This is a genomic window from Endothiovibrio diazotrophicus, assembly GCF_054657215.1.
In genome coordinates this window covers 1-20,375 of sequence record NZ_BAAHXB010000102.1, presented here as the reverse complement: position 1 = coordinate 20,375, position 20,375 = coordinate 1, and the positions used below count along the sequence as shown (strand labels likewise).

Here is a 20,375-nt window from a genome sequence, read left to right as displayed (position 1 = left end):
AGGGTACCAAAGAGGTATTTGTGCCCTTGACAGGGGTCGGCTAATGGGTGACCCCGTCGTTCTTCTTGACCCCTTTGACCCGTTCAAAACCACCCGCTTTGCGGGTGGCTTTTTAAGCGCTGTAAATGGCTAAACTTCAGCTCTCTATTGCCCGTGTTTGTAAGAAGCGACCATTTCTTGCAGTTTTTTGATGGCTAACTCTTTGTTTTCATCGCATGATTTGATCTCGATTTGAGTTGTTCTTTTTTCCAAAGAGCTGCAAATGTCTCCTATGTTGCAATATTCTTGTGCATTGTTAGAATTGTAAGTTTTGTCATTTTGGTTATGATAATGCATTTTCCTGAACCTCCATTTTGTTAGCCTAGGCGGCCTTCCTGTTGAGCTCGTTGAAAAAAATCTTTTGAAAACCGTCTGAAATTATACGGTGTATTCGTGATACTGCAACTGTTCTTTGAGCCTCCGTAAAGCGCTCTCCGTTGTTTTCGTCATCAAGTTCAACTTCAGGGAATATTTTGCACATATCCCCGCTATGTTCACTGATTCCATCCCCAAATTTTGTTAAGGAAGACTCGTTCTCAGAATATATCGCTAACACTCCTATGACCGGGCAAATTCCAGATTGCCCTGTTAGGTCTTTGTTGATCCATACTTCATCAAGTATCCGAGGATACATCATCGGAATTGATAAAATCGCCACAGGATTAAATCCATTGTAGACTGGTTCAAGACGATTTATTATATTTCCTATTAAGTCGTCACGCGTTAGTTCCTTTCTTTCGTAGAATTCTGCACTTCTCATTCTAAAGGCCTTGCCTGATGCGCCTCGTCCTACACATAGGCCGTTTGGCTGTCCAAATTTCGTTGGGCCGCGCAAGACTATCAATTGTCGTCTTGATTCATTGTATCCGTATAGTATAAATCCAAGGTTGTCATCGCTTAGTGCAGATCGAATATCTTTTGATACCACTTGGTAAAATTCATCAACTTTATCGTAATGAGAATTGCCGGAAAAAATCCTGCGAAATTCCTCCAAGATGCGATTTTCTCTTGGGTCAAGTAAGGCGAGCGGTCCTCCGTTAGGGAGTCCCCATCTTAAAATGTAGGTAAGATCTGGCTGCGGTTTTTCAACAATAACTATTATTTGATTCATTCCCGTTAGGGCGCAAATGGAGCGGTTTCCCATGTGCCCATTGTGGAGATAACTTGCTTCGTCTGAGTTCTTCTCGTATTCTTCAAACAATATGTTTAGTGTTGTGTCTATTGTTTCTGTTGGTTGAATTGCGGCATGAAGCTCTATTTCCTCAGGGTTTGGGAAGTAGTCGTTGGATGGGAATTTGACAACGATTTTTATTTGGTCTGTTGGGTATCGTGCCCGGAATGATACTACTTCCGTATGTCTTTTTTCTTTTGGGGAAGGGTACATTTCTTCATATTCGTTAGTTGTGAGGGCGTAACCATTTAGTAGCGGATATTGAACTTGACAGCATGCATTGTCTCCATGATAAAAATCAACGGACGGCTCATATCGCACTAGGAACGATTCGGGCGAGTCTGATCGAGCTTGTCGATATTCGTCAACTTTTAATAATCGGCTTTTTGCCATATCTGTCGGGCATGTTGAGTATGAAAATCCGATAATGGGAACTCTCCCTGCATCTGCTCTAATGAATTCTTCTATTTGGCATGAGGACTTGTCCGTGTTTCCACTAAATTTAATGTGTTCGTAGTTGTTTGATATGATGGCGCTTCCGCTTTTTTGAATATCAACTGTTTTTGTTATTGTTCCTATTTTTAATATAGAGGAGTTTTTTGTTCCCGTGTATAAATGATGCTTTTTTGATTTTTCGGATCGGATTTCTGCGTAAGGTAAAAGTTCTATTTTTTTTCCAGACTCATGAAAAACGCTGCCTGCTCCAGCAGCTATGAAACTATATCCAGAGACAGATCCGTGCGGCGATATTTCAACAAATTTTACTTCTCTATCTTGCTCTTTTGATGAAGAAGATGATCCGCAGGCCGAAACAACGACTGGATTTCCACCGACTCCAAGAAGGTCGAATTCCGACGCGCCGCCAACATGCTTGTGCCCATGAAATATCATCTTTACGCCATATTTAATGGCGGCCTCAAATAGCTGATGAGCATTGACGAGAAGGAGAAATCCTTCTTTCTTCTCGTCATGTTCTGGTGTTGGTAGTGGGAGTGGGTGATGATGAAGAAGTATGATTTTTTGAATCGTGTCGTAGGTGATCGAGTGGCGGTCGCACGTCTCCTTGTAAATGTCGTCATATTTTTTTAGCTGACCAGCAACATCATGTACCTTCCCTTGGGCAAAAATTCCGCCGCACGAGTTTATAGGATACAAGGCGATAGATGTATTTTTTAGAATGTCTGCCAAAAGTTCATCATAGTTGTTTAAAGGGAAGAGGAGTGACTTGATGTGTCGATTGAAGCGTGATTTTTTGTAGTAGGCTCGGCCTAGTCGTCCCCACGGAAGCACCCTATTACCCCACCACGAAAAATCGTGGTTTCCCGGAATGCTAACAATATATGGGCGTTGTCTTCTGCACTTTTCCGCCTCTTGGCACAGTTTTTCAAACATGGCCTTAAGGTGCGTCGAGAGTCCTCGGAAATTGTCATTTGTCGGGTGATCTACTAAATCTCCAGTAATAACTATGAGTCTAGGATGTCTCCTGGATAACGTGTCCACCAGTTGTTGCCAGTTGGTTTCCCATTCTGTGGTTTTGTCAAAATGTAGATCAGAAATGTGCGCAATAAGCATATTGCTAGTCTCGCAAGTACACAAAACGTAGTTGGTTCTAGAGTGTTATTTAGAACGGTGAAGTTGCTGCATAATACGTTTTTAAAAAGTTTGTGTCTGTCAGATAATTCTTACGGCGAAGAGGGGGGATATCTTAAAGAAGTGCTGGTTTAATCGATTTCGCTAGCTCACTACGCTACGAGCGGCGCCGGGGTTAGGTCTTTCTTCTTGCCTCGTCAATAGAGCTATCCGCGTCAAGGTCTTCAAAGAGGCGGACGGGAACCTCACCTTCGGGAGGCTGCGCTCGAATCTTCAATGTACCCCCCATGGCTTTGAAATCTAGCTATATCGCTGTATTCCACTTTGCATCGATGGGTGGAATATAACCTGGAGGGAATGAGTATCAAAAGAGGGCGTGTGTGCTGGGAAGGTCTTCGGGGTGGGTTACGGCTTTTCTCTCCCTTTCCTCAGGGCTACCCCCGGCTCAAGCGTCTCCGTGGCCGTCGTGAATGCCACTCCCGCAGCCTCCATGGCTTCCTGCATCTTTCTCACCGAGGCGAGGGTGGTGTTCTCCCCATGCTCGAATCGGTTGACCGTGTTGGGGGCAACACTCGCGTGTTTGGCCAACTCCCGCACCGTCCAGCCGACGGCGGCGCGTCCCATTCGTACTTGGTCACCGGTGATCATTGGGCAATTTGTCTCAATATACGGGATAATTTAATTGCTTCTGGCCGCTCTGATGTGTATGCTTCGCCTGAAGTGACAATTTGTGCGTGTTCACCGAAAGGCGTTGCAGAACATCGAGTTGGCGATGGAAAACTCCATAGCGTACTGTTTTTCGCCCCGTGGAATCCAGATAGATCGGTGCGGCGGGCTTTCGTCGGGCGGGGAGACGGTCGCAAACGTCAGTTTGCCTACCGCTGATATTGAAAGAATGGCTAACCACGGACCTGGTGCGGAGACGTAACCATCTGACGGAGCGGGTATATATTCCGTCTTGGTTACCCGGTAAGCACACTGACCCCGCAGCGTAAAACCCGCTGACCGCCCCCGGTGATAGCGTACCGGCCATGGAGTTGACCACCGAACACATGGGCGGGCGGATCCGCATCGAGCGGATGTTGCGCGGCTACAGCCTCGACGAGTTGGCGGAGCTGGTGCATACGACCTATTCCAAGCTGCTGATCTGGGAGGAGCACGCCATCCATGGGATGACCGCGGAGAATCTGGCGTGGCTGGAGGCGTGCCTCCAGCGCAAGGCGGAGTGGCTGGTCACCGGTCACATCAGCGCCGGCAACGATACCCCCGCTTCCGATCCGATGGTGGCGCTGGTCAGCTACTTCGAGGGGCTCGACCGCTGCTCGCAGCGGGCGACCCTCGACTTCCTGCGCCGCAACTATCTCCCCGACGACGATGGCCTCGACCGGTGAACGCATCCGCGCCGCCCGCGAGGCGGCGGGCCTTTCCCAGAGGGGGTTGGCCGACGCGGTGGGGGTGAGCCGGCCGACCGTCTCCATGTGGGAGAGCGGCGAGATCCGCTCGCTGAGCGCGGAACATCTGTTGCGCCTCGCCGAGCGGTTTCGTCGTTCGCCGGAGTGGATCCTGTACGGCCGCGAGGGCCGTGCCGCCGAGCGGGCGCCGGTCACCCCGGAGTTGATCGCCGCCGTCCAGCGGCTCGACGCCGATGCGCAGGTGTCGCTGTTGGCGTTCCTGCGGCAGGTTACAGGGGGCGGGTCCGCAGGGTAATGGTGCGTTGCGCATATGAGGTGAGAGGACAGGCGCTTGAAATGTTGCCCATTCCCGATTGACTGGAGGCTGTATTGGTCGGGAAATTTTCCTGCCGTCGGCGGTGTAATCCGTATTGCCTACGGTGCCGGCGGGAGATTGGTGTGTTCCGCTACCGGGTCAAAGAGCAAGAGGCCGGGTATCCAGGAGAAATCGCGTAGGTTGTGGGTGGCCAGCGAGACCTCCCAATGCAATGCAGTGGCCGCGATCAAGGCATCACCGAGAGAAATCCTGCGTTGTTGTCGCAAGTCGACTGCCAGGCGGAAGGTCGTGGGGTCGGGGTAGGTCACCGCCATCTGGGAAAAAAGCACCTCCAATTCGGCCCTCTCTTCCGGCTGGAGTTTGTGATACCCCAGCACCTCCAAGACGCTTATTGCGGAGACCATGGAATCCTGTTCGGCCAGCCAGTTGTTCAGTGCGGGGTAGCGCCCGGAGGCCGCATAGATGACGATGTTGCTGTCGAGCAGCATCAGTCATCGCGACCGGGCAGTGGTCTGTCCCGGCGAATCTCGCGTTGCCATTCGAGCGGATCGGTGATCTCCGAGAAGGTGTTCATGCGCGCCAGATTCTGCAATGCATCGCGGATGCGCTGCGGGCGATGTCCACTGGCCGATGGCGATTCGATGCGAGGGTGTCGCTGACGCAGGAACAGCACGAAGTCCAGCACCTCCTGTTGTTGTTCGGGAGGCAGTTCCGTGCTGTTTTGCCGTATCTCTTCAGCGATGTCCATCGGTCGTTCCTCTTTGTCGTACACCGACTGGATGTTAGCACTCGGCAACGGGCAAGGCACGGGGGTGGGATGGGAGAGGGGAGGTGACGCCCGAATTGATCGCCGCCGTCCAGCGGCTCGACGCCGATGCGCAGGTGTCGCTGTTGGCGTTCCTGCGGCAGGTCACCGGTAGCGGGTCCGTTGGGTGATTGGCAGGTCGCGTTGCTGGTTAGCGGATGAGCCGAATATCCGCATCGATATCCACGTCGCTCCATGCCCGGTCGCAGGTGAGAACGGGGAGTCTTCGTGAGCGGCCGAGGGCGATGCACGCGCGGTCGCCGAGGGAGAGGCCGTGTCGGCGGGTGGCGGGCTGAAGTTCGGCGGTGTGGCTGGCGTCATCGGCGGTGAAGGCGACGATGGTGAGCCCGATCGCTTCCAGCTCTTCGCGCATGCCTCCGGTAGGGATAGTGCGGGCGAGGCACTTTTGCAGTACTTCGGTCCAGTTGATGCTCGAGATGAGGGCGTGGTGGAGTAGCGGGGCGACGATCTTGGCGCCCGGTTCGTTATGCAGCAGGGCCAGCAGGGCGGACGCGTCGAGGATGCAGCCGTCGGCGGGGGATGCGGAGCTCACTCCTCCATCTCGCGGCGGGCTTCCTCTCGACGTTCTCCGATCAGTTCGTCGGCGAGGTTGATCTCCTGCGGGATGGTGGAGAAGCGCGCCTGGAGACGGCCGAGGATCTGCTCGGGGCGTTCCAGGATGATGCGCCCCTGGTCGATGCGGGCGACCAGGGTCTCCCCGTTGGCGATCCCCAGGGAGCGCCGCAAGGGGGCGGGGATCACCACGCGGCCTTGGGGGCCGACGCGGACTTCGGCATGCTCAGTAGTTTGTGTCATGATGGGTCGAGTGTGGCACAAAGTCTCGTTAAGTGCCATTCGGCTCTCCTGCGGAGGTTCGTTGTCGGGACAGCCTGAGTTCAGGTCGCGTTTTCGATTCGGGTGAAATTCAGGGACGGGTGAGTAATGGTTTATTCACATATCAAAGATGGTGACGATTTCCTGGTTGGAACCATCGACCACATCAAAGGCGTCTGCCGGGTGCTGTGGAGAGAATCCGCGAAGGGGTACCCGGGGCGCGTTCAGCGAATCGAGCCGCGCATATACAGAACGCTGGAGGATGCGCGCCAAGCGGTCTATCGGGCCCTAATACGCGGGTGGGTTGTGCCGATAATGTCGAGTGTTTGAAGAGCGTGACGTCGGTCGCTACTTGAATGGAAGCGTTTCCTGCTGGATCGGCAGCGGTGTGAATTCGGGGTCTTTGTGGACCAGGACGGCGTCGCCCAGTTGGGCGGAGGCGGCGATCCAGGCGTCGGCGAGGGAGAGCGGATGGCGGGCCTTGATGGCGGCCGCGGCCTCGAGCAGTTCGCGGCTTTCATGGACGATCTCGACGGGGAGCGAGCGCGCCTGTTCGTAGGCGGTGTGGCCGGCCAGCTCGTTGTCGTCCTTCCACACCCGGTAGTAGATCTCCATCAGGGAGATGAAACAGACCTTGCAGCGCACGCTTCCGTCGCCCGATCGTCGGAGGAGGTCGGCGACCTGTTCCGCGCCGGGTTCGTCGTCGAACAGGGTGAGCAGGGCGGAGGTGTCGAGGAGGTAGCGGGGGACGTCAGGCGTTGCCATCCTCTCGTGCCTTTTCGGCTTGGCGATCCGCCAGCAGGCGGCCGGTGGTGCCGCCCTTGCCCCGGCCGCGGAAGGCGTCGATCGGGTCGCTGGCCACCGGGGTGACGATCATCCGCCCATCCAGGACGATCCACTCCAGGCGGTCGGCGGGGGAGAGTCCCAGCTGCTTGCGGATGGCGGCGGGGATCACGGTCTGGCCCCGCTCGGTGATGGTGCTGCGCATGGTGGTTCGGCCGTATGAATTACCTTTTTCCAAAGAGTAATTCGATTCGCGGGTTTTGCAACGCTCAAACGCCGCCGTAGCGCACCGAATCCCCGAGCCAGCGGCGGACGATCGGTTCCACCCGCTCGGGGTGCTCCTTCAGCAGCTGTTCCGCGGCCCGCTCCACGGCGGGCAGCAGTTCCTTGTCGCGCATCAGGTCGGCGATGTGGAACTGCACCATGCCGGTCTGGCGGGTGCCGAGCACCTCGCCGGGGCCGCGCAGTTCGAGGTCGCGGCGGGCGATCTCGAAGCCGTCGTTGGTCTCGCGCAGCGCCGCCAGCCGGGAGCGGGCGAGATCGCCCAGCGGCGGCTTGTACATCAGCACGCAGGCGCTCTCCACCGAGCCGCGGCCGACCCGGCCGCGCAGTTGGTGGAGCTGGGCGAGGCCCAGCCGCTCGGCGTTCTCGATGATCATCAGCGAGGCGTTGGGCACGTCGACCCCCACCTCGATCACCGTGGTGGCGACCAGCAGCTGGGTCTCGCCGGACTTGAAGGCGTTCATCGCCGCCTCCTTGTCGGCGGCCTTCATGCGGCCGTGGACCAGCCCCACGCTGAGTTCCGGCAGCGTTTCGGCGAGGAGCTTCGCGGTCTCCTCGGCGGCCTGCGCCTCCAACATCTCCGACTCCTCGATCAGCGGGCAGACCCAGTAGGCCTGGCGTCCCGCGGCGCAGGCGTTGCGGATGCGCTCCATCACCTCCTCGCGGCGGGCGTCGGGCAGCGCCACGGTGATCACCGGGCTGCGGCCGGGGGGGAGTTCGTCGATCGCCGAGCTGTCCAGATCGGCGTAGGCGGTCATCGCGAGCGTCCGCGGGATCGGCGTGGCGGTCATGATCAGCTGGTGGGGGTAGCGGCCGTTGGCCGCCCCCTTCTCGCGCAGGGCGAGGCGCTGGTGGACGCCGAAGCGGTGCTGTTCGTCGACCACCACCAGGCCGAGGTCGTGGAAGCGCACCTCCTCCTGGAACAGCGCGTGGGTGCCCACCACCACCGCGGCGGTGCCGAGCGCGATGCGCTCCAGGGCGTCGCGGCGCGCCTTCGCGCGCAGCTTGCCGGAGAGCCACGCCACCTCCAGGCCGAGCCCCTCCAGCCAACCGCCGAAGTTGCGGAAGTGCTGTTCGGCGAGCAGTTCGGTGGGCGCCATCACCGCTGCCTGGTGGCCCGCCTCCACCGCCTGCAGGCAGGCCAGGGCGGCGACCACGGTCTTGCCGGAGCCGACGTCGCCCTGCACCAGGCGGAGCATCGGGTGGGGATGCCGGAGATCGGCGGCGATCTCGTCGCTGACCCGCTGTTGCGCGCCGGTCAATTTGAACGGGAGTTGCTTGAGGAACGCCTTGGTCAGTTTGCCCTTGCCCTTGAGCGATGGGGCGGGGTGGCCGAGGGCCTCGGCGCGCAGGCGGCGCAGGCTGAGGTGGTGGGCGAGCAGCTCCTCGAAGGCGAGGCGTTGCTGCGCCGGGTGTTCGCCTTCGGCCAGTTGGCCGAGGGGGGCGTCGGGCGGCGGGCGGTGGACGAAGCGCAGCGCATCCTTCAGCGACGGATAGCCGAGGGTCCCGCGGATCGATTCGGGGAGCCAGTCGGGGAGCCCGTCACCGTCGAGCAGGTCGAGCGCCTGATCGGTGAGACCGCGCAGGGTGAGCTGGTGGACCTTTTCGGTGGTGGGGTAGATGGGGGTGAGGTGCTCCTCCACCGCTTGCGGTTCGTCGCCGGCCACCTTGCGGTACTCGGGGTGGACCATCTCCAGGGTGTTGGGGCCGACCCGCGCCTCGCCGTAGATGCGCAGCCGGGTGCCGCGGCGCAGCCCCTCCTTCTGCGCCTGACCGAAGTGGAAGAAGCGCAGCAGCAGGAAGCCGGTGCCGTCGGCGACGCTCACCAGCAGCGAGCGGCGGCGGCCGAATTTCACCTCGCACAGTTCCACCTCGCCCTCGACGGTGGCCTGGTCGCCGTGGCGCAGGCTGCCCATGGGGAGGACGCGGGTGCGGTCCTGGTAGCGGGTGGGGAGGTGGAAGAGGAGGTCCTGGACGGTGCGGATGGCGAGCTTCTCGCCGAGCCGCTCGGCGAGTTTCGGGCCGACCCCCTTGAGGGTGGTGACGGCGAGGGTGGCGAGGGAGTCGGCGGCGCGGTCCATGGGGGGGCTTTCGGGGAAAAATCGGAGCTTACCTGCATGTTATCGGAGAAATCCAATGGGGATATCGCCTTTTGGTGGCGGCCGGGGGTGAAAATCCGCTGGCGGTGCCGGCGGAAAGGGCGTCATCGCGGCCTAGGGGCCGCTCCTACAGGTGGGGGAGTGGATAACCTTGGCATTCCAAATACATACGGGATTTTTTGGCGGGAACACCTCGGCCAAGAAATCCCGTGCCACACCGTCGTTCCCGCCAAAAAATCCCGCAGGGGATGAAAAATGGGGGGAAATGGGGGATTATGCGGGGATTCCCACGGACCGGCCCCTAACCGGAGAAGAACCCATGAGACGCCTGCTCCCCGTTGTTGTCGCCTCGCTGCTGTTTGGCGGTTGCACCTCCCTGCCGTTCCTCGGAGGGTTCGGTGGTGGCATGGAGGGGGAGTCGATGGTGACGATGGAGTCCCTCTCCCCGGTGGACCGCGACCTGATCGGCCACTGGAAGGTGGTGGCCCAGTTCGGCAACGCGGGCGAAGACGGTGACATGGACATGATCGGCAAGACGGTGCGCCTGCAGGAGCAGATGGCCACCGACCTGCCGGGGCGCCGCTGTTCCAGCGCCACCCTCGGTCTGAGTGAGCTGATGCTGCCGGACGGTGGCCGTTACGGCGCCGCGGCGCGCGGCCTGCTCGCCCCGGAGGGGCCACGTCCGCTGCTGGTGGTGCGCTGCGGCAGCCGACCCTTCGGCGAGTATCTGATACGTCCCGACGGGACCCTGCTGGCCCGTCATGGTGAGGGCTATCTGCTGCTCGCCCGGGAGGGGGAGTCGATGAGTTCCACGGGCGCTTCGATGACGGGGGAGGCGCCGCGCAAGCCGCAGCCGCCGGTGGCGCTGCACCTCTCCTCCGAGATCAGCCCCGAGGCGGCGAAGATGGAGTGGCGCTCGCTGACCCGCAAGTATTCGATGCTGAAGGCGCTGGAGCCGCGTTATCAGTCCCTCGACATCCCCGGCAAGGGGCACTTCGTGCGGGTCTACGGCGTGGGCGAGGGGGGCAAGGCGCGCTGGATCTGCAAGCAGTTGAAGAAGAAGGGGCAGTATTGCGCGGTGATGCGCGTCCCCAAATAAATTTCCCGCCCCGACGAAAAACGGCGGCCATCGGCCGCCGTTTTTCGTCGGGGCGGGAAATTTATTATTGGCTGTGATTGTCGTTTCATAAGGATTGGATGAGATCCTCGACGGATATCCGAATGTCGCGGGCGATCTGTCTCAACAGGATTGGGGAGATGTCTCTCCCTTTGTGGATGGGGACTGTCGTTCCGCGACCATCGGGATGGCGGTATTGGCAGTGGGAGCCCCGCTGGCGAATCAGTCGAAAGCCCATGCCTTCCAAAATGGCCTGGACTTGCTGAGGTTTGAGAACGGGGAGATTGCTACCCACCTCGGATTCTCAGGCGACTCTCACATTCTGCGTGCCGATGAATTCCGCTTCCATGCGGGGTTCGCCATCCTCCAGCAGCATCTCCACGACTTCCCGTAGGTTGTCGTTGAGTTCTTCCAACGTCTCCCCCTGGGAATGGGCGCCGGGGAAACCGGGAACGAAACCAACGTAGAGACCGGTTTCGTTACAGCGTTCGATAACTGCGGTGAAGTTGGTCATGGCGAGTATCCATTGGGTTGCGATGGGGTGATTTTAGCGCTGTGGCTGATGCCTGGCCTTAAACCACCCGCTCGTTGCCCCCGTCGATCGGGATCTGCGCCGCGGTGGTCTTGCTGAACAGTGGGCCGCACAGCTCGGCGGCCAGCTCGGCCACGTGGTGACTGGTGATCTCGGTCTTCAACAGGTTCTTGGTCTTGTACTGCTCCACCGTCAGCCCGTAGTGCTTGGCGCGCGCCTGGAGCACTTCGTCGGTCCAGATGCCGGTGTCGAACACCGCGTCGGGGTGCAGGGCGTTGAGGCGGATGTTGTCCGCCCCCCACTCCAGTGCGGCCACCCGCATCAGTTGGTTGAGCGCCGCCTTGGAGGCGGAGTAGGCGGCGGCGCCCGGCCCCGGTGCTGGGACGTTCTTCGAGCCGATGATCGCCACCCGCCCGCCGTTGGGGGCGCGGCTGAGCAGCGGGTGGGCCTCGCGCAACAGGGCGAGGTTGGAATCCAGGTTGACCGCCATCACCTTGCGCCACAGGTCGTCGTCGAGCTCTTCGATACGCTTGCCGCCGGGGAACATGCCGGCGTTGAGCACCACCATGTCGAGGCCGCCGAAGCGGGCGACGGTGGCCTCCAGGGCCGCCTGCAAGCCCTTGGTGTCGGTGACGTCGCAGACCAGGCCGAGGTAGTCGCCGCGCTCATAGAGCCCTTCGATCTTCTTGTCCAGGTCGAGCCCCACCACCGCCGCGCCGCGGGCCAGCAAAGAGTCGACGCACGCCTTGCCGATGCCGGAGGCGGCGCCGGTGACCAGCGCCACCTCGCCCTGGAAGGCCGGCGCCTTGCCGCCCTTGCGCAGCTTCGCCTGCTCCAGGTCCCAGTACTCCATGTCGAACAGATCGTTCGCCGGCAGCGCGCGGTAGCCGCCGAGCTGCTCGGCGCGCTGGATGATCTCCATGGTGTGGTGGTAGATGTCGTTGATGATGGCGCACTCGCCGGCACTCTTGCCGACGCTGACCAGCCCCAGCTCGGGGTCGAGGATCACCCGCGGGGCGGGATCGAGCATGGTCTTCGGCTCGCGGGCGTCGGGGGCGTGCTTGGCGAAGTACTTCTCGTAGGCGGTGACGTAGCGCTTCACGTCGCGGCCGATCATCGGCAGCTGCTTGGTGCGGATGATGTGGTCGGGGGTGGCCGGGCCGCGCTGGGCGATGGTCGAAACCTTGGGGTGCTGGGCGAAGGCCAGCGCCGGGCGGCTGTCGTCGCGGCTGAGCAGCATCGGCCGGCCGGCGGCGGCGGAGACCGCCCGGCGCAGCTCCGCCTGGGCGACCATCCGCGAACCCTTGGCGCGCTTCGGCGCGGGTGCGCTCACCTTCCATGCCCCCTGCTTGCGCAGGTAGCGCTCGGCCTGGTCGACCAGCTTGATCATCCGCTCGTAGGACTCGCGGGCGTCGTCGGCGAAGGAGAAGATGCCGTGGTTGAGCAGCACCATGCCGACGGTCCCCTCGTGGGCCTCCGCTTCGAACTTTTCGGCACAGAGGCGGGCGAGGTCGAAGCCGGGCATGACGTAGGGGATCACCACCACCGAGTCGCCCCAGATCTCGCGCACCCGCTGCTCGCCGCCGGGGGTGTTGGTGACGGTGACCACCGCGTCGGCGTGGGTGTGGTCGACGTATTTGAAGGGGAGGGTGGCGTGGAGGATGGTCTCCACCGAGGGACTGGGGGCGGAGGCCAGCGTGGTCTGCCCCTTCAGTTCGTTGACCATCTGCGGGTCGGAGAGGCTGGGTAGTTTGGCCAGCTTGAGCAGGTGGGCGATGCGCACCGGGGCGAAGCCGGCCTTCTCGATCGAGATCAGGTCCCAGCCGGAACCCTTCACGTAGAGGATATCCTCCATCTCGCCGACCAGGTTCTTCTCGCGGATCTTCACCGAGGTGTTGCCGCCGCCGTGAAGCACCAGCGAGGGGTCGCGCCCGAGCAGCCGCGAGGTGTAGACCCGCTTGCCGAGGTCGCCTTTGTACTTCTTCGCTTCTTGGTCGCTCCACAGACTCTTCATGGTTCAGGTTCTCTTGGGGTTGGGTGTTGATAACGCGGAGAACGCAGAGACGCAGAGAGCGCAGAGAAGAATGCTGATGCAAAACGGTGCCGGACGTGGTCCCCGGCTTCGTTCGCGATACTTTCTTCTCTGCGTTCTCTGCGTCTCTGCGTTCTCCGCGTTCCTTTCAAGGGCCTCAATAAGGCAACGGTCGGGCCAGCGCCGGCAGGTCGCCGCCGGCCAGGCCCATGCCGCGCAGGGCGAAGTGGTTCTTCAGCGGGGTGGCGGCGTTGGTCAGGTTGAGGCCGAGGTTGCGTAGCAGCCGCACCGGCTCCCACTGGCTGCCGAAGAGCCGCTTGAAGCCGTCCATCGCCGCCAACATCGGTACGTTCTCGGTGCGCCGCCAGCGCTCGTAGCGGCGCAGTACGTGGAGGCTGCCGACGTCCTTGCCCCGTTCATGCGCCTCCAGGATCACCTGGGCGAGGCTGGCGCCGTCGAGCAGCCCCAGGTTGACCCCCTGGCCGGCCAGCGGGTGGATGCGGTGGGCGGCATCGCCCGCCACCGCCATGCGGTGGGCGACATAGTTGGCCGTTTGCCGGAGCTGGAGCTGGAAGGCGGCGCGGGGACCGGTGAAGGTGACGTCTCCGAGGGTGTGGTCGAACGCTTCGCTCAGTTCACCGAGGAACTCCGCCTCGCTCAGCTCCAGCAACTGGTCGGCGATCTCCGGATGGGTCGACCAGACGATCGAGCTGGAGCCGTCGGCCAGCGGCAGGAAGGCGAGCGGGCCGGTGGGCAGGAAGCGCTGCCAAGCGGTGTCCTGGTGGGGTCGTTCGGTGCGCACCGTGGCGACCAGCGCCTTGTGGTCGTACATCCAGCCGTGGGCGCCGATGCCCGCCCACTCGCGCACCCGCGACTGGCCGCCGTCGGCACCGATCACCAATTTCGCCTTCAGCGCGGTGCCGTGCTCCAACTGCACCACCGCGTGGTCGTCGAGCCACTCGATGCCGGTGGGCGCGGCGGGGCAGAGCAGTTCGACGTTCTTCAGTTCGCGCAGCCGGTTCCACAGGGCGCACTGGGTGACTCGGTTCTCGACGATGTGGCCCAGGTTGGGTTCGCCCAGCTCCTCGCAGTCGAAGTGGATCATCCCGTTGCCGCTGGCGTCCCACACGTGCATCCGCTGGTAGGGGCTGGCGCGGCGGCCGATCACCCCCTCCCAGGCCTTGACGCGGCGGAGGATGTTCTCCGAGGCGCGGGTCAGCGCCGAGGCCCGCAGGTCGGCGATGTCGGTCAGGTCGACCTCCTGCGGGGCGAAGGTCTCCACCACCGCGACCCGCAGGGTGGAGTCGCCGAGCGCCGCGGCGATGGCGGCGCCGACCATGCCGCCGCCGATGATCAGGATGTCGTAGTCGTGGCTCATGGCTAGATACCTGGAGAGATGAACGCGTAGGGCGGATTAGCGTAGCGTAATCCGCCGCGTCGAAGTCGGGGAGCGGAAGGGGACACCCAAGCCGTTCCGAAAGGTTGGGGTGTTCGTTCCGCGGCGTTGCCTTCGTTTCGGTGGATTACGCTGTCGCTAATCCGCCCTACGGGGGGGGTGCCGTACTTGACGATCACAACGGCAGCCCGCGGGCGAGGCGGGGGAGGCGGCCGAGGGTGCCCATGTTCTGCCGGGCGAACAGGTGTTTCAGCGGTGGGCAGAGGTCGAAGGCGGCCAGTCCCGCGCCGCGGGCGTGGGCCAGCGGCGGCCAGGGGTTGGTGAACAGCCGCAGCAGGCCGTCGGAGAAGCCGATCACCCGGTCCTGGTCTTTGATCCGGCCCGCCTCGTAGCGCGCGAGCCGCTCCCCGACGCCGGGATCGCCGCCCTCGGCGAGCAGCTCGGCGAGCAGCGCCACGTCGCGCAGGCAGAGGTTGAAGCCCTGGCCGGCGATCGGATGGAGGGTATGGGCGGCGTTGCCGATGACCACCGCGCGATGGTCGATCTGGCGCTCGGCGCGGATCAGCGCGAGCGGGTAGGCGTGGCGCTCGCCGGCCTTGATCAGCCGGCCGAGGCGGTGGCCGAAGCGCTCCTGGAGGCGGGCGAGGAAGGCCGCATCGTCCAGGGCGAGGACTTCGGCGGCCGCCTCATGGGTGTGGGTCCAGACGATGGCGCAGCGGTTGAGGCTCATCGGCAGCACCGCCACCGGGCCGCTGCCGGTGAAGCGCTCGTAGGCGACGTTGCGGTGGGGGCGCTCGGGGGTGACGTTGGCGATCAGCGCGGTCTGGCCGTAGTCGCGCACCGTGGTGGGGATGGCGAGGAACTGGTCGCGCACCCGGGAGTGGGTGCCGTCCACCGCCACCACCAGGCGGGCGTGGAGGTCGCGGCGGACCCCGTCGCCCAGCTCGATCTCCACCCGCGAGCCCTCCTCGCCCGGCTCCACCGCCACCGCGCGGGCGGGGCAGAAGGTCTCCAGGTTCTGCTGCCCCTGCAGGGCGCGGTGCAGGGCGGCGCCGAGGACGCGGGCCTCGGCGACGTAGCCCAGCGCCTCGACGTTCTCCTCCGCGGCTTCCAGCAGCGCACTGCCGAAGCGGCCCTTCTGCGAAACGTGGATGGTCTCGATGGGGGTCGCGCCATCGCGCAGGTGGCGCCAGACGCCCATCGTTTCGAGGATCCGCCGGGCTCCCCAGGAGAGGGCCAGCACCCGATCGTCATAGCTCGGCTGTGCCGCGGAGTCGAGTGGGGTGGCCTCCACCATGGCGATGGAGAGCGGCTGCCCGGCCAGCGCCCGGGCGAGGCTCGCGCCCACCATGCCGCCGCCGATGATGACGATGTCGTAGTCGTGACTCATGGGGTCTTGCCCTTCGTGTTGATACGCAGCGCGGATCAGAGCCCGCTACCGACCAGGGACTCGATTTCGTCGGGGTCCTTGGGGGCGTCGGCGCTGAGCACTTCGCAGCCCTCCTTGGTGACTACCACGTCGTCCTCGACGCGGATGCCGATGTCCCACCACTTGCGGTTGCGCACCCCCTTGGTGTGGGCGGCGATGTAGATCCCCGGTTCGATGGTCAGCGCCATCCCCGGCTCCAGGATGCGCCACTCCTCGTCCACCTTGTAGTCGCCCACGTCATGCACGTCGAGGCCGAGCCAGTGGCCGGTGCGATGCATGTAGAACTTCTTGTAGGCCTCGTCGTGGATCAGTTTGGGCAGGCTCCCCTTGAGCAGTCCCAGCTCCTTCAGCCCCTTGGTGATGGTGCGCACCGCGGCGCAGTGGGGGTCGTCCCAGTGGTTGCCCGGCTTCACCTTGGCGATCGCCGCTCGGTTGGCCTCCAGCACGATCTCGTAGAGGGCGCGCTGCTCGCTGGTGAAGCGGCCGTTCACCGGGAAGGTGCGGGTGATGTCGGCGGCGTAGCCCTCCAGTTCGCCGGCGGCGTCGATCAGCAGCAGGTCGCCGTCGCGCAGCCGGGCGTCGTTCTCGATGTAGTGGAGGATACAGCCGTTGGCGCCGCCGCCGACGATCGGGGTGTAGGAGGGGACCATGCCGTTGACGCGGAACTCATGGAGCAACTCCGCTTCCACCTGATACTCCCATAATCCCGGTTGGCAGTGGCGCATGGCGCGGACGTGGGCGCGGGCGGAGTGCTGGGCCGCCTTGCGCATCCGGGCGATCTCCGAGCGGCCCTTGTAGAGGCGCATGTCGTGGAGCAGGTAGTCGAGGGCGGCGAATTCGCGGGGCGGGTGGCGGCCGGCGCGGGACTGGGCGCGGATGCGGTTGACCCAGCCGATCACCTTCTGGTCGAAGTCGCTCTGCGCGCCCATGGTGTAGTAGACCTTTTCGCGATCCTCCAGCAGGCCGGGGAGGATCTCGTCGAGGTCCTCGATCGGGAAGGCGTCGTCGGCACCGTACTGTTCCACCGCCCCTTCGAGACCGGCGCGGCGGCCGTTCCAGGTCTCCTTCTCCGGATCGCGCTCGCGGCAGAAGAGGATGAATTCGCCGTGCTTGCGTCCCGGCGTCAGCACCGCCACCGCTTCCGGTTCGAGGAAGCCGGTGAGGTAGAGGAAGTCGCTGTCCTGACGGAAGGCGTGCTCGGCGTCGCGGTTGCGGATGCGCACCGGGGCGGCGGGGAGGACGGCGACGGCCTTCTTGTCCATCATCCGCATCAGCTGTTTGCGGCGGCGGGCGTATTCGGTCTTGGTCATATCGCTAGTGGATCGAGCCAGTGGTGGCCGCAGGCGCGGGGTTGAGCTCCTCGTAGACGGTGAGCGCGCCAAGGCGGACGAACTCCTGGATCTCGAAGAAGGCGGTCTCATCCGCCTCGGTGGCGTGGTCGGTGTCGAAGTCGACTTTCGCCACTTCCAGCAGGTCGCGCAGGAAGTCGTAGACCTCTTCCGAGAGGGTCTCCTGGTTCACTCCGCCCATGCCGATGCCGTAGAGGAAGCCGTGGGTCCAGCGGCGCAGCGCCACCGCGCGCTCGCTGAGTGGCTGCGAGTCGGCGGGCAGCAACAGACGGAAGCCCAGTTCGGGGTCGTTGAGCAGGGAGACGGTGACGTCGAACAGTGCGTTGAGTCCGGCGTTGCCGAGGTGCTCCTCGCCCACCACCTGCTCCAGCCAGTGGCGGCGTTCACCGGTGCCTCGTGCGCAGAGCAGGCCGCAGAGCAGACCGTGGGCCTCGGAGGCCTCCATGGCGCCGTCGGCATCGCTCAACCACTGCTCCACCAGGGTGATGTCGGGGCCGTCTGAGGGCTCGCTCATGCAAGGGGTCCTTGGGTGGAATCGGGAGGGGCTCATGCTACCACTCCAGCCCGTTGACCCTCCAGGGCCGGCACTCTATATTGGCGCGATGCCGAGCCATCGTCCCCATGAATCCGAACAGCGACTCGACTCCCTGGAGAGCCGAATGGAGGAGTTGCTGCTGGTTTGCGACCAGCTGAACGCCGAGAACCGTTCGCTGCGCGAGCGCCAGGATGCGCTGGTGGCCGAGCGGGCGGTGCTGATCGAGAAGAACGAGATGGCGCGTACCCGGGTGGAGGCGATGATCAACCGCCTGAAGGCGATGGAGCAGGGTGGATGAGCTCCGAAGTGGTCCCGGTCAACGTCAAGATCCTCGACAAGGAGTATCAGGTCGCCTGCCCCGAGGAGGAGCGGGCGGGGCTGGTCGCCTCCGCCGAGCACCTCAATCAGCGGATGCTGGAGATCCGCAGGAGCGGCAAGGTGTTCGGTGCGGATCGCATCGCGGTGATGGCGGCGCTCAATCTGGCCCACGAGCTGCTACAATCCAAGGGCGGCGTCGAGGAGTTGGATCGCCGCGTCAGCGAGCGGTTGAAGGCGTTGGAGGATCGGGTTGGCAAGACCTTGATCGAAGCCCGCCGAATCGAATCGGAGTAACTGAATTCGCGGGCCGCCCCCCGCTTGAGGAGGGGGCGGCCCGCAAACGTTTTGGCGTCCCCTGCGCTGTTCGTCAGCGGACCGATATTTCCTTGAGCCTTACAGCACGACCCGGGGGCTCGCGTGTGGTACCAGTGTGCAGGTCCGTCTCCGTGCGGAAAGCCTAAGTGGCCATCGCTGCCCCCACTTGAACCGCTCGGTTCAAGGGTTCGTGTTCCGCAACGGCAGAGGCGGGGGACGCCACCTAATTCGAAAAGCAGCACGGGCGCGTTTTTGCAAAACGCGCCCGTGCTGCTTTTCGAACATTGAAAATGTGAATGACGGAGCGGGTGGATGGAAGATCCGGATGCGGTGCGACGGCGGATTCGGCGGTTGCGGCGGGGGCTGGGGCCTGGTGAACAGGCGCTGCACGCGGCGGCGCTGACGCGGCGGGTGTCGGGGTTGGCGCTGTTTCGCCGGGCCGGGCGGATCGCCTTCTATTTCCCGGTGCAGGGGGAGATCGATCCGCTGCCGCTGCTCGATCGGGCCGCGGCCATGGGCAAGCAGGTCTACCTGCCGGTGCTTCCTCTCTACTCCCTGCACCGCCTCTGGTTCGCCCCCTACACCGAGGGGATGCCGACACGCCTCAACCGCTTCGCGATCCCGGAGCCCGCGGTGCCGAAGCGGGCGCTGGTGGGACCGATGCAGCTCGACCTGGTGATCACCCCGCTGGTCGCGTTCGACGGCGGGTGTAATCGAATGGGCATGGGTGGCGGGTACTATGACCGCAGCTTCGCCTACCTGATCAAGCGCACCTGTTGGAAGAAGCCGCGGCTGCTCGGCGTCGCCCATGAGTTCCAGCGGGTGGCGTCGATCGAGCGCCGGCCGTGGGACGTGCCGCTGGACGGTGTGGCCACCGAGGCGGCGCTCTATTGGCGCGCAGGGGCCGTACGCTGAGAGCGATCGGATCAGGGAATGCCCGTATCGGAACGGGTCCAGTGAAGCGCTACCATGGTAACGGTATTGACGATGCCGCCCGTCCCGCATCCTGCGGGCGATCAACCACCCCGCACTCGACCCGAATGCGGCCGTGAGGGAGAACCGTTCCCCCAATGGAGCGCGCAACCATCCTGCTCGTCGATGACGACCCGATCAGCATGGAACTGCTCGACGGCATCCTCGGCGAGACCTACCGTTGCCTGAAGGCGATGGGCGGCGAAGAGGCGCTGGGCGTGGTCGGCGGCGAGGAGCTGCCGGATCTGGTGCTGCTGGACGTCAACCTCCCCGATATGGACGGCTTCGAGCTGTGTCGGCGGATCAAGGGGGACGACCGCTACGCCGCCGTGCCGATCATCTTCGTCACCGCCACCGGCAGCGCCGAAAACGAGGTGCATGGCTTCAATCTGGGGGCGGTCGATTTTCTCACCAAGCCGTTTTCCGCCGCCGTGGTGCGGGCGCGGGTGAAGACCCACCTGCGGCTCAAGGCGCAGACCGAGATGCTGGAGCGGATGGCGTGGCTGGATGGTCTGACCTCGCTGCCCAACCGGCGCCGCTTCGACGCCGCCCTGGAGCTGGAGGGACGACGCGCCTACCGCGAGCGGTTGCCGTTGGCGGTGCTGTTCATCGACGTAGACTCCTTCAAGGCCTACAACGACCACTACGGTCACGGCGCCGGCGACGAGTGCCTGCGCAAGGTGGCCGATGCGTTGCAGGGGGCGGTCTGTCGGCCGGCCGACCTGGTGGCCCGCTACGGCGGCGAAGAGTTTGCGGTGCTGATGCCGAACACCGACCGTGAAGGGGCGCTGGAAGTGGCCGAGCGGATGCGTGAGGGGGTGGAGAGGATCTGTATTCGCCACGATTTTTCCGGTGATCATCCGATGGTCACGGTGAGCATCGGCGCCGTTGCGGCGGTGCCCGGCGGGATGGAGGAGGTCGCGGCGCTGGTGGATCAGGCCGACCAGGCGCTCTACCAGGCCAAGGGGGAGGGGAAGAACCGGGTCTGCGGGGCGGGGTAGGTGGTTTCAGGCTTCAGGCGAAGGGGCGACGAGGGTCGCCCCTTCGTC

23 protein-coding genes and 1 other RNA gene are annotated in these 20,375 nt (G+C 63.0%); 8 read left to right on the top strand and 16 right to left on the bottom strand.

The genetic code is table 11. From position 1 onward, the window contains the following. Positions 1-361: 361 nt before the first annotated feature. On the bottom strand, positions 362-2,782 hold the full coding sequence (locus ACYQ2W_RS20040; RefSeq protein WP_459871261.1) for a metallophosphoesterase family protein: 2,421 nt from the start codon (positions 2,780-2,782) through the stop codon (positions 362-364). Between the two features lie 423 nt (positions 2,783-3,205). Beyond that, complete coding sequence (locus tag ACYQ2W_RS20035) at positions 3,206-3,448, bottom strand: helix-turn-helix domain-containing protein (protein WP_459871258.1); 243 nt, start codon at positions 3,446-3,448, stop codon at positions 3,206-3,208. 383 nt (positions 3,449-3,831) lie between these two features. Between ACYQ2W_RS20035 and ACYQ2W_RS20030 the strand changes: the two genes are divergently transcribed. Together ACYQ2W_RS20030 and ACYQ2W_RS20025 are read left to right on the top strand one after the other, a co-directional pair. Next, the gene (locus tag ACYQ2W_RS20030; protein WP_459871255.1) at positions 3,832-4,191 is read left to right on the top strand and encodes a helix-turn-helix domain-containing protein; all 360 of its coding nucleotides are present in this window, start codon (positions 3,832-3,834) and stop codon (positions 4,189-4,191) included. Beyond that, positions 4,175-4,507, top strand: coding sequence for a helix-turn-helix transcriptional regulator (locus tag ACYQ2W_RS20025; RefSeq protein ID WP_459871253.1), 333 nt, complete (start codon positions 4,175-4,177; stop codon positions 4,505-4,507). The genes ACYQ2W_RS20030 and ACYQ2W_RS20025 overlap by 17 nt, the downstream gene beginning before the upstream one ends. A gap of 119 nt (positions 4,508-4,626) precedes the next feature. On the opposite strand, the gene ACYQ2W_RS20020 is transcribed toward ACYQ2W_RS20025, so the two are convergent. From ACYQ2W_RS20020 to recG, 7 genes are all read right to left on the bottom strand, one after another. After that, complete coding sequence (locus ACYQ2W_RS20020; RefSeq protein WP_459871251.1) at positions 4,627-5,016, bottom strand: type II toxin-antitoxin system VapC family toxin; 390 nt, start codon at positions 5,014-5,016, stop codon at positions 4,627-4,629. Next, positions 5,016-5,276: a DUF2281 domain-containing protein gene (locus ACYQ2W_RS20015; protein WP_459871248.1), complete on the bottom strand. Its 261-nt coding sequence runs from the start codon at positions 5,274-5,276 to the stop codon at positions 5,016-5,018. The genes ACYQ2W_RS20020 and ACYQ2W_RS20015 overlap by 1 nt, the downstream gene beginning before the upstream one ends. Before the next feature lie 208 nt (positions 5,277-5,484). Then, on the bottom strand, positions 5,485-5,886 hold the full coding sequence (locus ACYQ2W_RS20010; protein WP_459871245.1) for a type II toxin-antitoxin system VapC family toxin: 402 nt from the start codon (positions 5,884-5,886) through the stop codon (positions 5,485-5,487). Then, a complete protein-coding gene (locus ACYQ2W_RS20005; protein WP_459871242.1) occupies positions 5,883-6,149 on the bottom strand; it encodes an AbrB/MazE/SpoVT family DNA-binding domain-containing protein in 267 nt (88 codons plus the stop codon). Before ACYQ2W_RS20005 ends, ACYQ2W_RS20010 begins: the two co-directional genes overlap by 4 nt. A gap of 366 nt (positions 6,150-6,515) precedes the next feature. Then, a complete protein-coding gene (locus tag ACYQ2W_RS20000; protein WP_459871239.1) occupies positions 6,516-6,932 on the bottom strand; it encodes a PIN domain-containing protein in 417 nt (138 codons plus the stop codon). After that, positions 6,919-7,155, bottom strand: coding sequence for an AbrB/MazE/SpoVT family DNA-binding domain-containing protein (locus ACYQ2W_RS19995; protein ID WP_459871237.1), 237 nt, complete (start codon positions 7,153-7,155; stop codon positions 6,919-6,921). Before ACYQ2W_RS19995 ends, ACYQ2W_RS20000 begins: the two co-directional genes overlap by 14 nt. Before the next feature lie 64 nt (positions 7,156-7,219). Continuing rightward, positions 7,220-9,313: an ATP-dependent DNA helicase RecG gene (recG, locus tag ACYQ2W_RS19990; RefSeq protein WP_459871234.1), complete on the bottom strand. Its 2,094-nt coding sequence runs from the start codon at positions 9,311-9,313 to the stop codon at positions 7,220-7,222. 337 nt (positions 9,314-9,650) lie between these two features. Here recG and ACYQ2W_RS19985 point away from each other — a divergent pair, with 337 nt between their 5' ends. After that, positions 9,651-10,430 (top strand): hypothetical protein, encoded by a 780-nt coding sequence (locus ACYQ2W_RS19985; RefSeq protein WP_459871231.1) that lies wholly within the window; start codon positions 9,651-9,653, stop codon positions 10,428-10,430. A gap of 85 nt (positions 10,431-10,515) precedes the next feature. Here ACYQ2W_RS19985 and ACYQ2W_RS19980 read toward each other — a convergent pair whose 3' ends face one another. From ACYQ2W_RS19980 to ACYQ2W_RS19950, 7 genes are all read right to left on the bottom strand, one after another. Beyond that, on the bottom strand, positions 10,516-10,743 hold the full coding sequence (locus ACYQ2W_RS19980) for a type II toxin-antitoxin system HicA family toxin (protein ID WP_459871228.1): 228 nt from the start codon (positions 10,741-10,743) through the stop codon (positions 10,516-10,518). Positions 10,744-10,752: 9 nt separating this feature from the next. Beyond that, on the bottom strand, positions 10,753-10,962 hold the full coding sequence (locus ACYQ2W_RS19975) for a type II toxin-antitoxin system HicB family antitoxin (RefSeq protein ID WP_459871226.1): 210 nt from the start codon (positions 10,960-10,962) through the stop codon (positions 10,753-10,755). 58 nt (positions 10,963-11,020) lie between these two features. Beyond that, entirely contained in the window at positions 11,021-12,994 is a 1,974-nt protein-coding gene (locus ACYQ2W_RS19970; RefSeq protein ID WP_459871224.1) for a bifunctional aldolase/short-chain dehydrogenase, read from the bottom strand. Positions 12,995-13,169: 175 nt separating this feature from the next. After that, on the bottom strand, positions 13,170-14,390 hold the full coding sequence (locus ACYQ2W_RS19965; RefSeq protein WP_459871221.1) for a UbiH/UbiF/VisC/COQ6 family ubiquinone biosynthesis hydroxylase: 1,221 nt from the start codon (positions 14,388-14,390) through the stop codon (positions 13,170-13,172). A 193-nt stretch (positions 14,391-14,583) separates the two neighbouring features. Beyond that, a complete protein-coding gene (ubiH, locus tag ACYQ2W_RS19960) occupies positions 14,584-15,798 on the bottom strand; it encodes a 2-octaprenyl-6-methoxyphenyl hydroxylase (protein WP_459871219.1) in 1,215 nt (404 codons plus the stop codon). A gap of 35 nt (positions 15,799-15,833) precedes the next feature. Next, the gene (gene pepP / locus ACYQ2W_RS19955; RefSeq protein WP_459871216.1) at positions 15,834-17,147 is read right to left on the bottom strand and encodes a Xaa-Pro aminopeptidase; all 1,314 of its coding nucleotides are present in this window, start codon (positions 17,145-17,147) and stop codon (positions 15,834-15,836) included. Positions 17,148-17,151: 4 nt separating this feature from the next. Further along, complete coding sequence (locus ACYQ2W_RS19950; protein WP_459871214.1) at positions 17,152-17,700, bottom strand: UPF0149 family protein; 549 nt, start codon at positions 17,698-17,700, stop codon at positions 17,152-17,154. A 145-nt stretch (positions 17,701-17,845) separates the two neighbouring features. Between ACYQ2W_RS19950 and ACYQ2W_RS19945 the strand changes: the two genes are divergently transcribed. The 5 genes from ACYQ2W_RS19945 to ACYQ2W_RS19925 all read left to right on the top strand — a co-directional run bounded on the left by ACYQ2W_RS19945 (position 17,846) and on the right by ACYQ2W_RS19925 (position 20,327). Then, entirely contained in the window at positions 17,846-18,019 is a 174-nt protein-coding gene (locus ACYQ2W_RS19945; protein WP_459871212.1) for a TIGR02449 family protein, read from the top strand. Then, entirely contained in the window at positions 18,016-18,333 is a 318-nt protein-coding gene (locus tag ACYQ2W_RS19940; protein ID WP_459871210.1) for a cell division protein ZapA, read from the top strand. The genes ACYQ2W_RS19945 and ACYQ2W_RS19940 overlap by 4 nt, the downstream gene beginning before the upstream one ends. Positions 18,334-18,388: 55 nt before the next feature. After that, positions 18,389-18,574, top strand: a non-coding RNA gene (gene ssrS, locus ACYQ2W_RS19935) — 6S RNA. 92 nt (positions 18,575-18,666) lie between these two features. Further along, positions 18,667-19,269, top strand: a complete 603-nt coding sequence (locus ACYQ2W_RS19930; protein WP_459871208.1) for a 5-formyltetrahydrofolate cyclo-ligase — start codon at positions 18,667-18,669, stop codon at positions 19,267-19,269. A gap of 155 nt (positions 19,270-19,424) precedes the next feature. Beyond that, a complete protein-coding gene (locus ACYQ2W_RS19925; RefSeq protein WP_459871205.1) occupies positions 19,425-20,327 on the top strand; it encodes a diguanylate cyclase in 903 nt (300 codons plus the stop codon). Positions 20,328-20,375 lie beyond the last annotated feature (48 nt).

What these genes read in the sequence shown, in the direction of transcription:
- ACYQ2W_RS20040 (WP_459871261.1), bottom strand. Translation starts at nt 2,782, where the DNA reads ATGCTTATTGCGCACATTTCTGATCTACATTTTGACAAAACCACAGAA.
- ACYQ2W_RS20035 (WP_459871258.1), bottom strand. Translation starts at nt 3,448, where the DNA reads ATGATCACCGGTGACCAAGTACGAATGGGACGCGCCGCCGTCGGCTGG.
- ACYQ2W_RS20030 (WP_459871255.1), top strand. Translation starts at nt 3,832, where the DNA reads ATGGAGTTGACCACCGAACACATGGGCGGGCGGATCCGCATCGAGCGG.
- ACYQ2W_RS20025 (WP_459871253.1), top strand. Translation starts at nt 4,175, where the DNA reads ATGGCCTCGACCGGTGAACGCATCCGCGCCGCCCGCGAGGCGGCGGGC.
- ACYQ2W_RS20020 (WP_459871251.1), bottom strand. Translation starts at nt 5,016, where the DNA reads ATGCTGCTCGACAGCAACATCGTCATCTATGCGGCCTCCGGGCGCTAC.
- ACYQ2W_RS20015 (WP_459871248.1), bottom strand. Translation starts at nt 5,276, where the DNA reads ATGGACATCGCTGAAGAGATACGGCAAAACAGCACGGAACTGCCTCCC.
- ACYQ2W_RS20005 (WP_459871242.1), bottom strand. Translation starts at nt 6,149, where the DNA reads ATGACACAAACTACTGAGCATGCCGAAGTCCGCGTCGGCCCCCAAGGC.
- ACYQ2W_RS20000 (WP_459871239.1), bottom strand. Translation starts at nt 6,932, where the DNA reads ATGGCAACGCCTGACGTCCCCCGCTACCTCCTCGACACCTCCGCCCTG.
- ACYQ2W_RS19995 (WP_459871237.1), bottom strand. Translation starts at nt 7,155, where the DNA reads ATGCGCAGCACCATCACCGAGCGGGGCCAGACCGTGATCCCCGCCGCC.
- recG (WP_459871234.1), bottom strand. Translation starts at nt 9,313, where the DNA reads ATGGACCGCGCCGCCGACTCCCTCGCCACCCTCGCCGTCACCACCCTC.
- ACYQ2W_RS19985 (WP_459871231.1), top strand. Translation starts at nt 9,651, where the DNA reads ATGAGACGCCTGCTCCCCGTTGTTGTCGCCTCGCTGCTGTTTGGCGGT.
- ACYQ2W_RS19975 (WP_459871226.1), bottom strand. Translation starts at nt 10,962, where the DNA reads ATGACCAACTTCACCGCAGTTATCGAACGCTGTAACGAAACCGGTCTC.
- ACYQ2W_RS19970 (WP_459871224.1), bottom strand. Translation starts at nt 12,994, where the DNA reads ATGAAGAGTCTGTGGAGCGACCAAGAAGCGAAGAAGTACAAAGGCGAC.
- ACYQ2W_RS19965 (WP_459871221.1), bottom strand. Translation starts at nt 14,390, where the DNA reads ATGAGCCACGACTACGACATCCTGATCATCGGCGGCGGCATGGTCGGC.
- ubiH (WP_459871219.1), bottom strand. Translation starts at nt 15,798, where the DNA reads ATGAGTCACGACTACGACATCGTCATCATCGGCGGCGGCATGGTGGGC.
- pepP (WP_459871216.1), bottom strand. Translation starts at nt 17,147, where the DNA reads ATGACCAAGACCGAATACGCCCGCCGCCGCAAACAGCTGATGCGGATG.
- ACYQ2W_RS19950 (WP_459871214.1), bottom strand. Translation starts at nt 17,700, where the DNA reads ATGAGCGAGCCCTCAGACGGCCCCGACATCACCCTGGTGGAGCAGTGG.
- ACYQ2W_RS19945 (WP_459871212.1), top strand. Translation starts at nt 17,846, where the DNA reads ATGGAGGAGTTGCTGCTGGTTTGCGACCAGCTGAACGCCGAGAACCGT.
- ACYQ2W_RS19940 (WP_459871210.1), top strand. Translation starts at nt 18,016, where the DNA reads ATGAGCTCCGAAGTGGTCCCGGTCAACGTCAAGATCCTCGACAAGGAG.
- ACYQ2W_RS19930 (WP_459871208.1), top strand. Translation starts at nt 18,667, where the DNA reads ATGGAAGATCCGGATGCGGTGCGACGGCGGATTCGGCGGTTGCGGCGG.
- ACYQ2W_RS19925 (WP_459871205.1), top strand. Translation starts at nt 19,425, where the DNA reads ATGGAGCGCGCAACCATCCTGCTCGTCGATGACGACCCGATCAGCATG.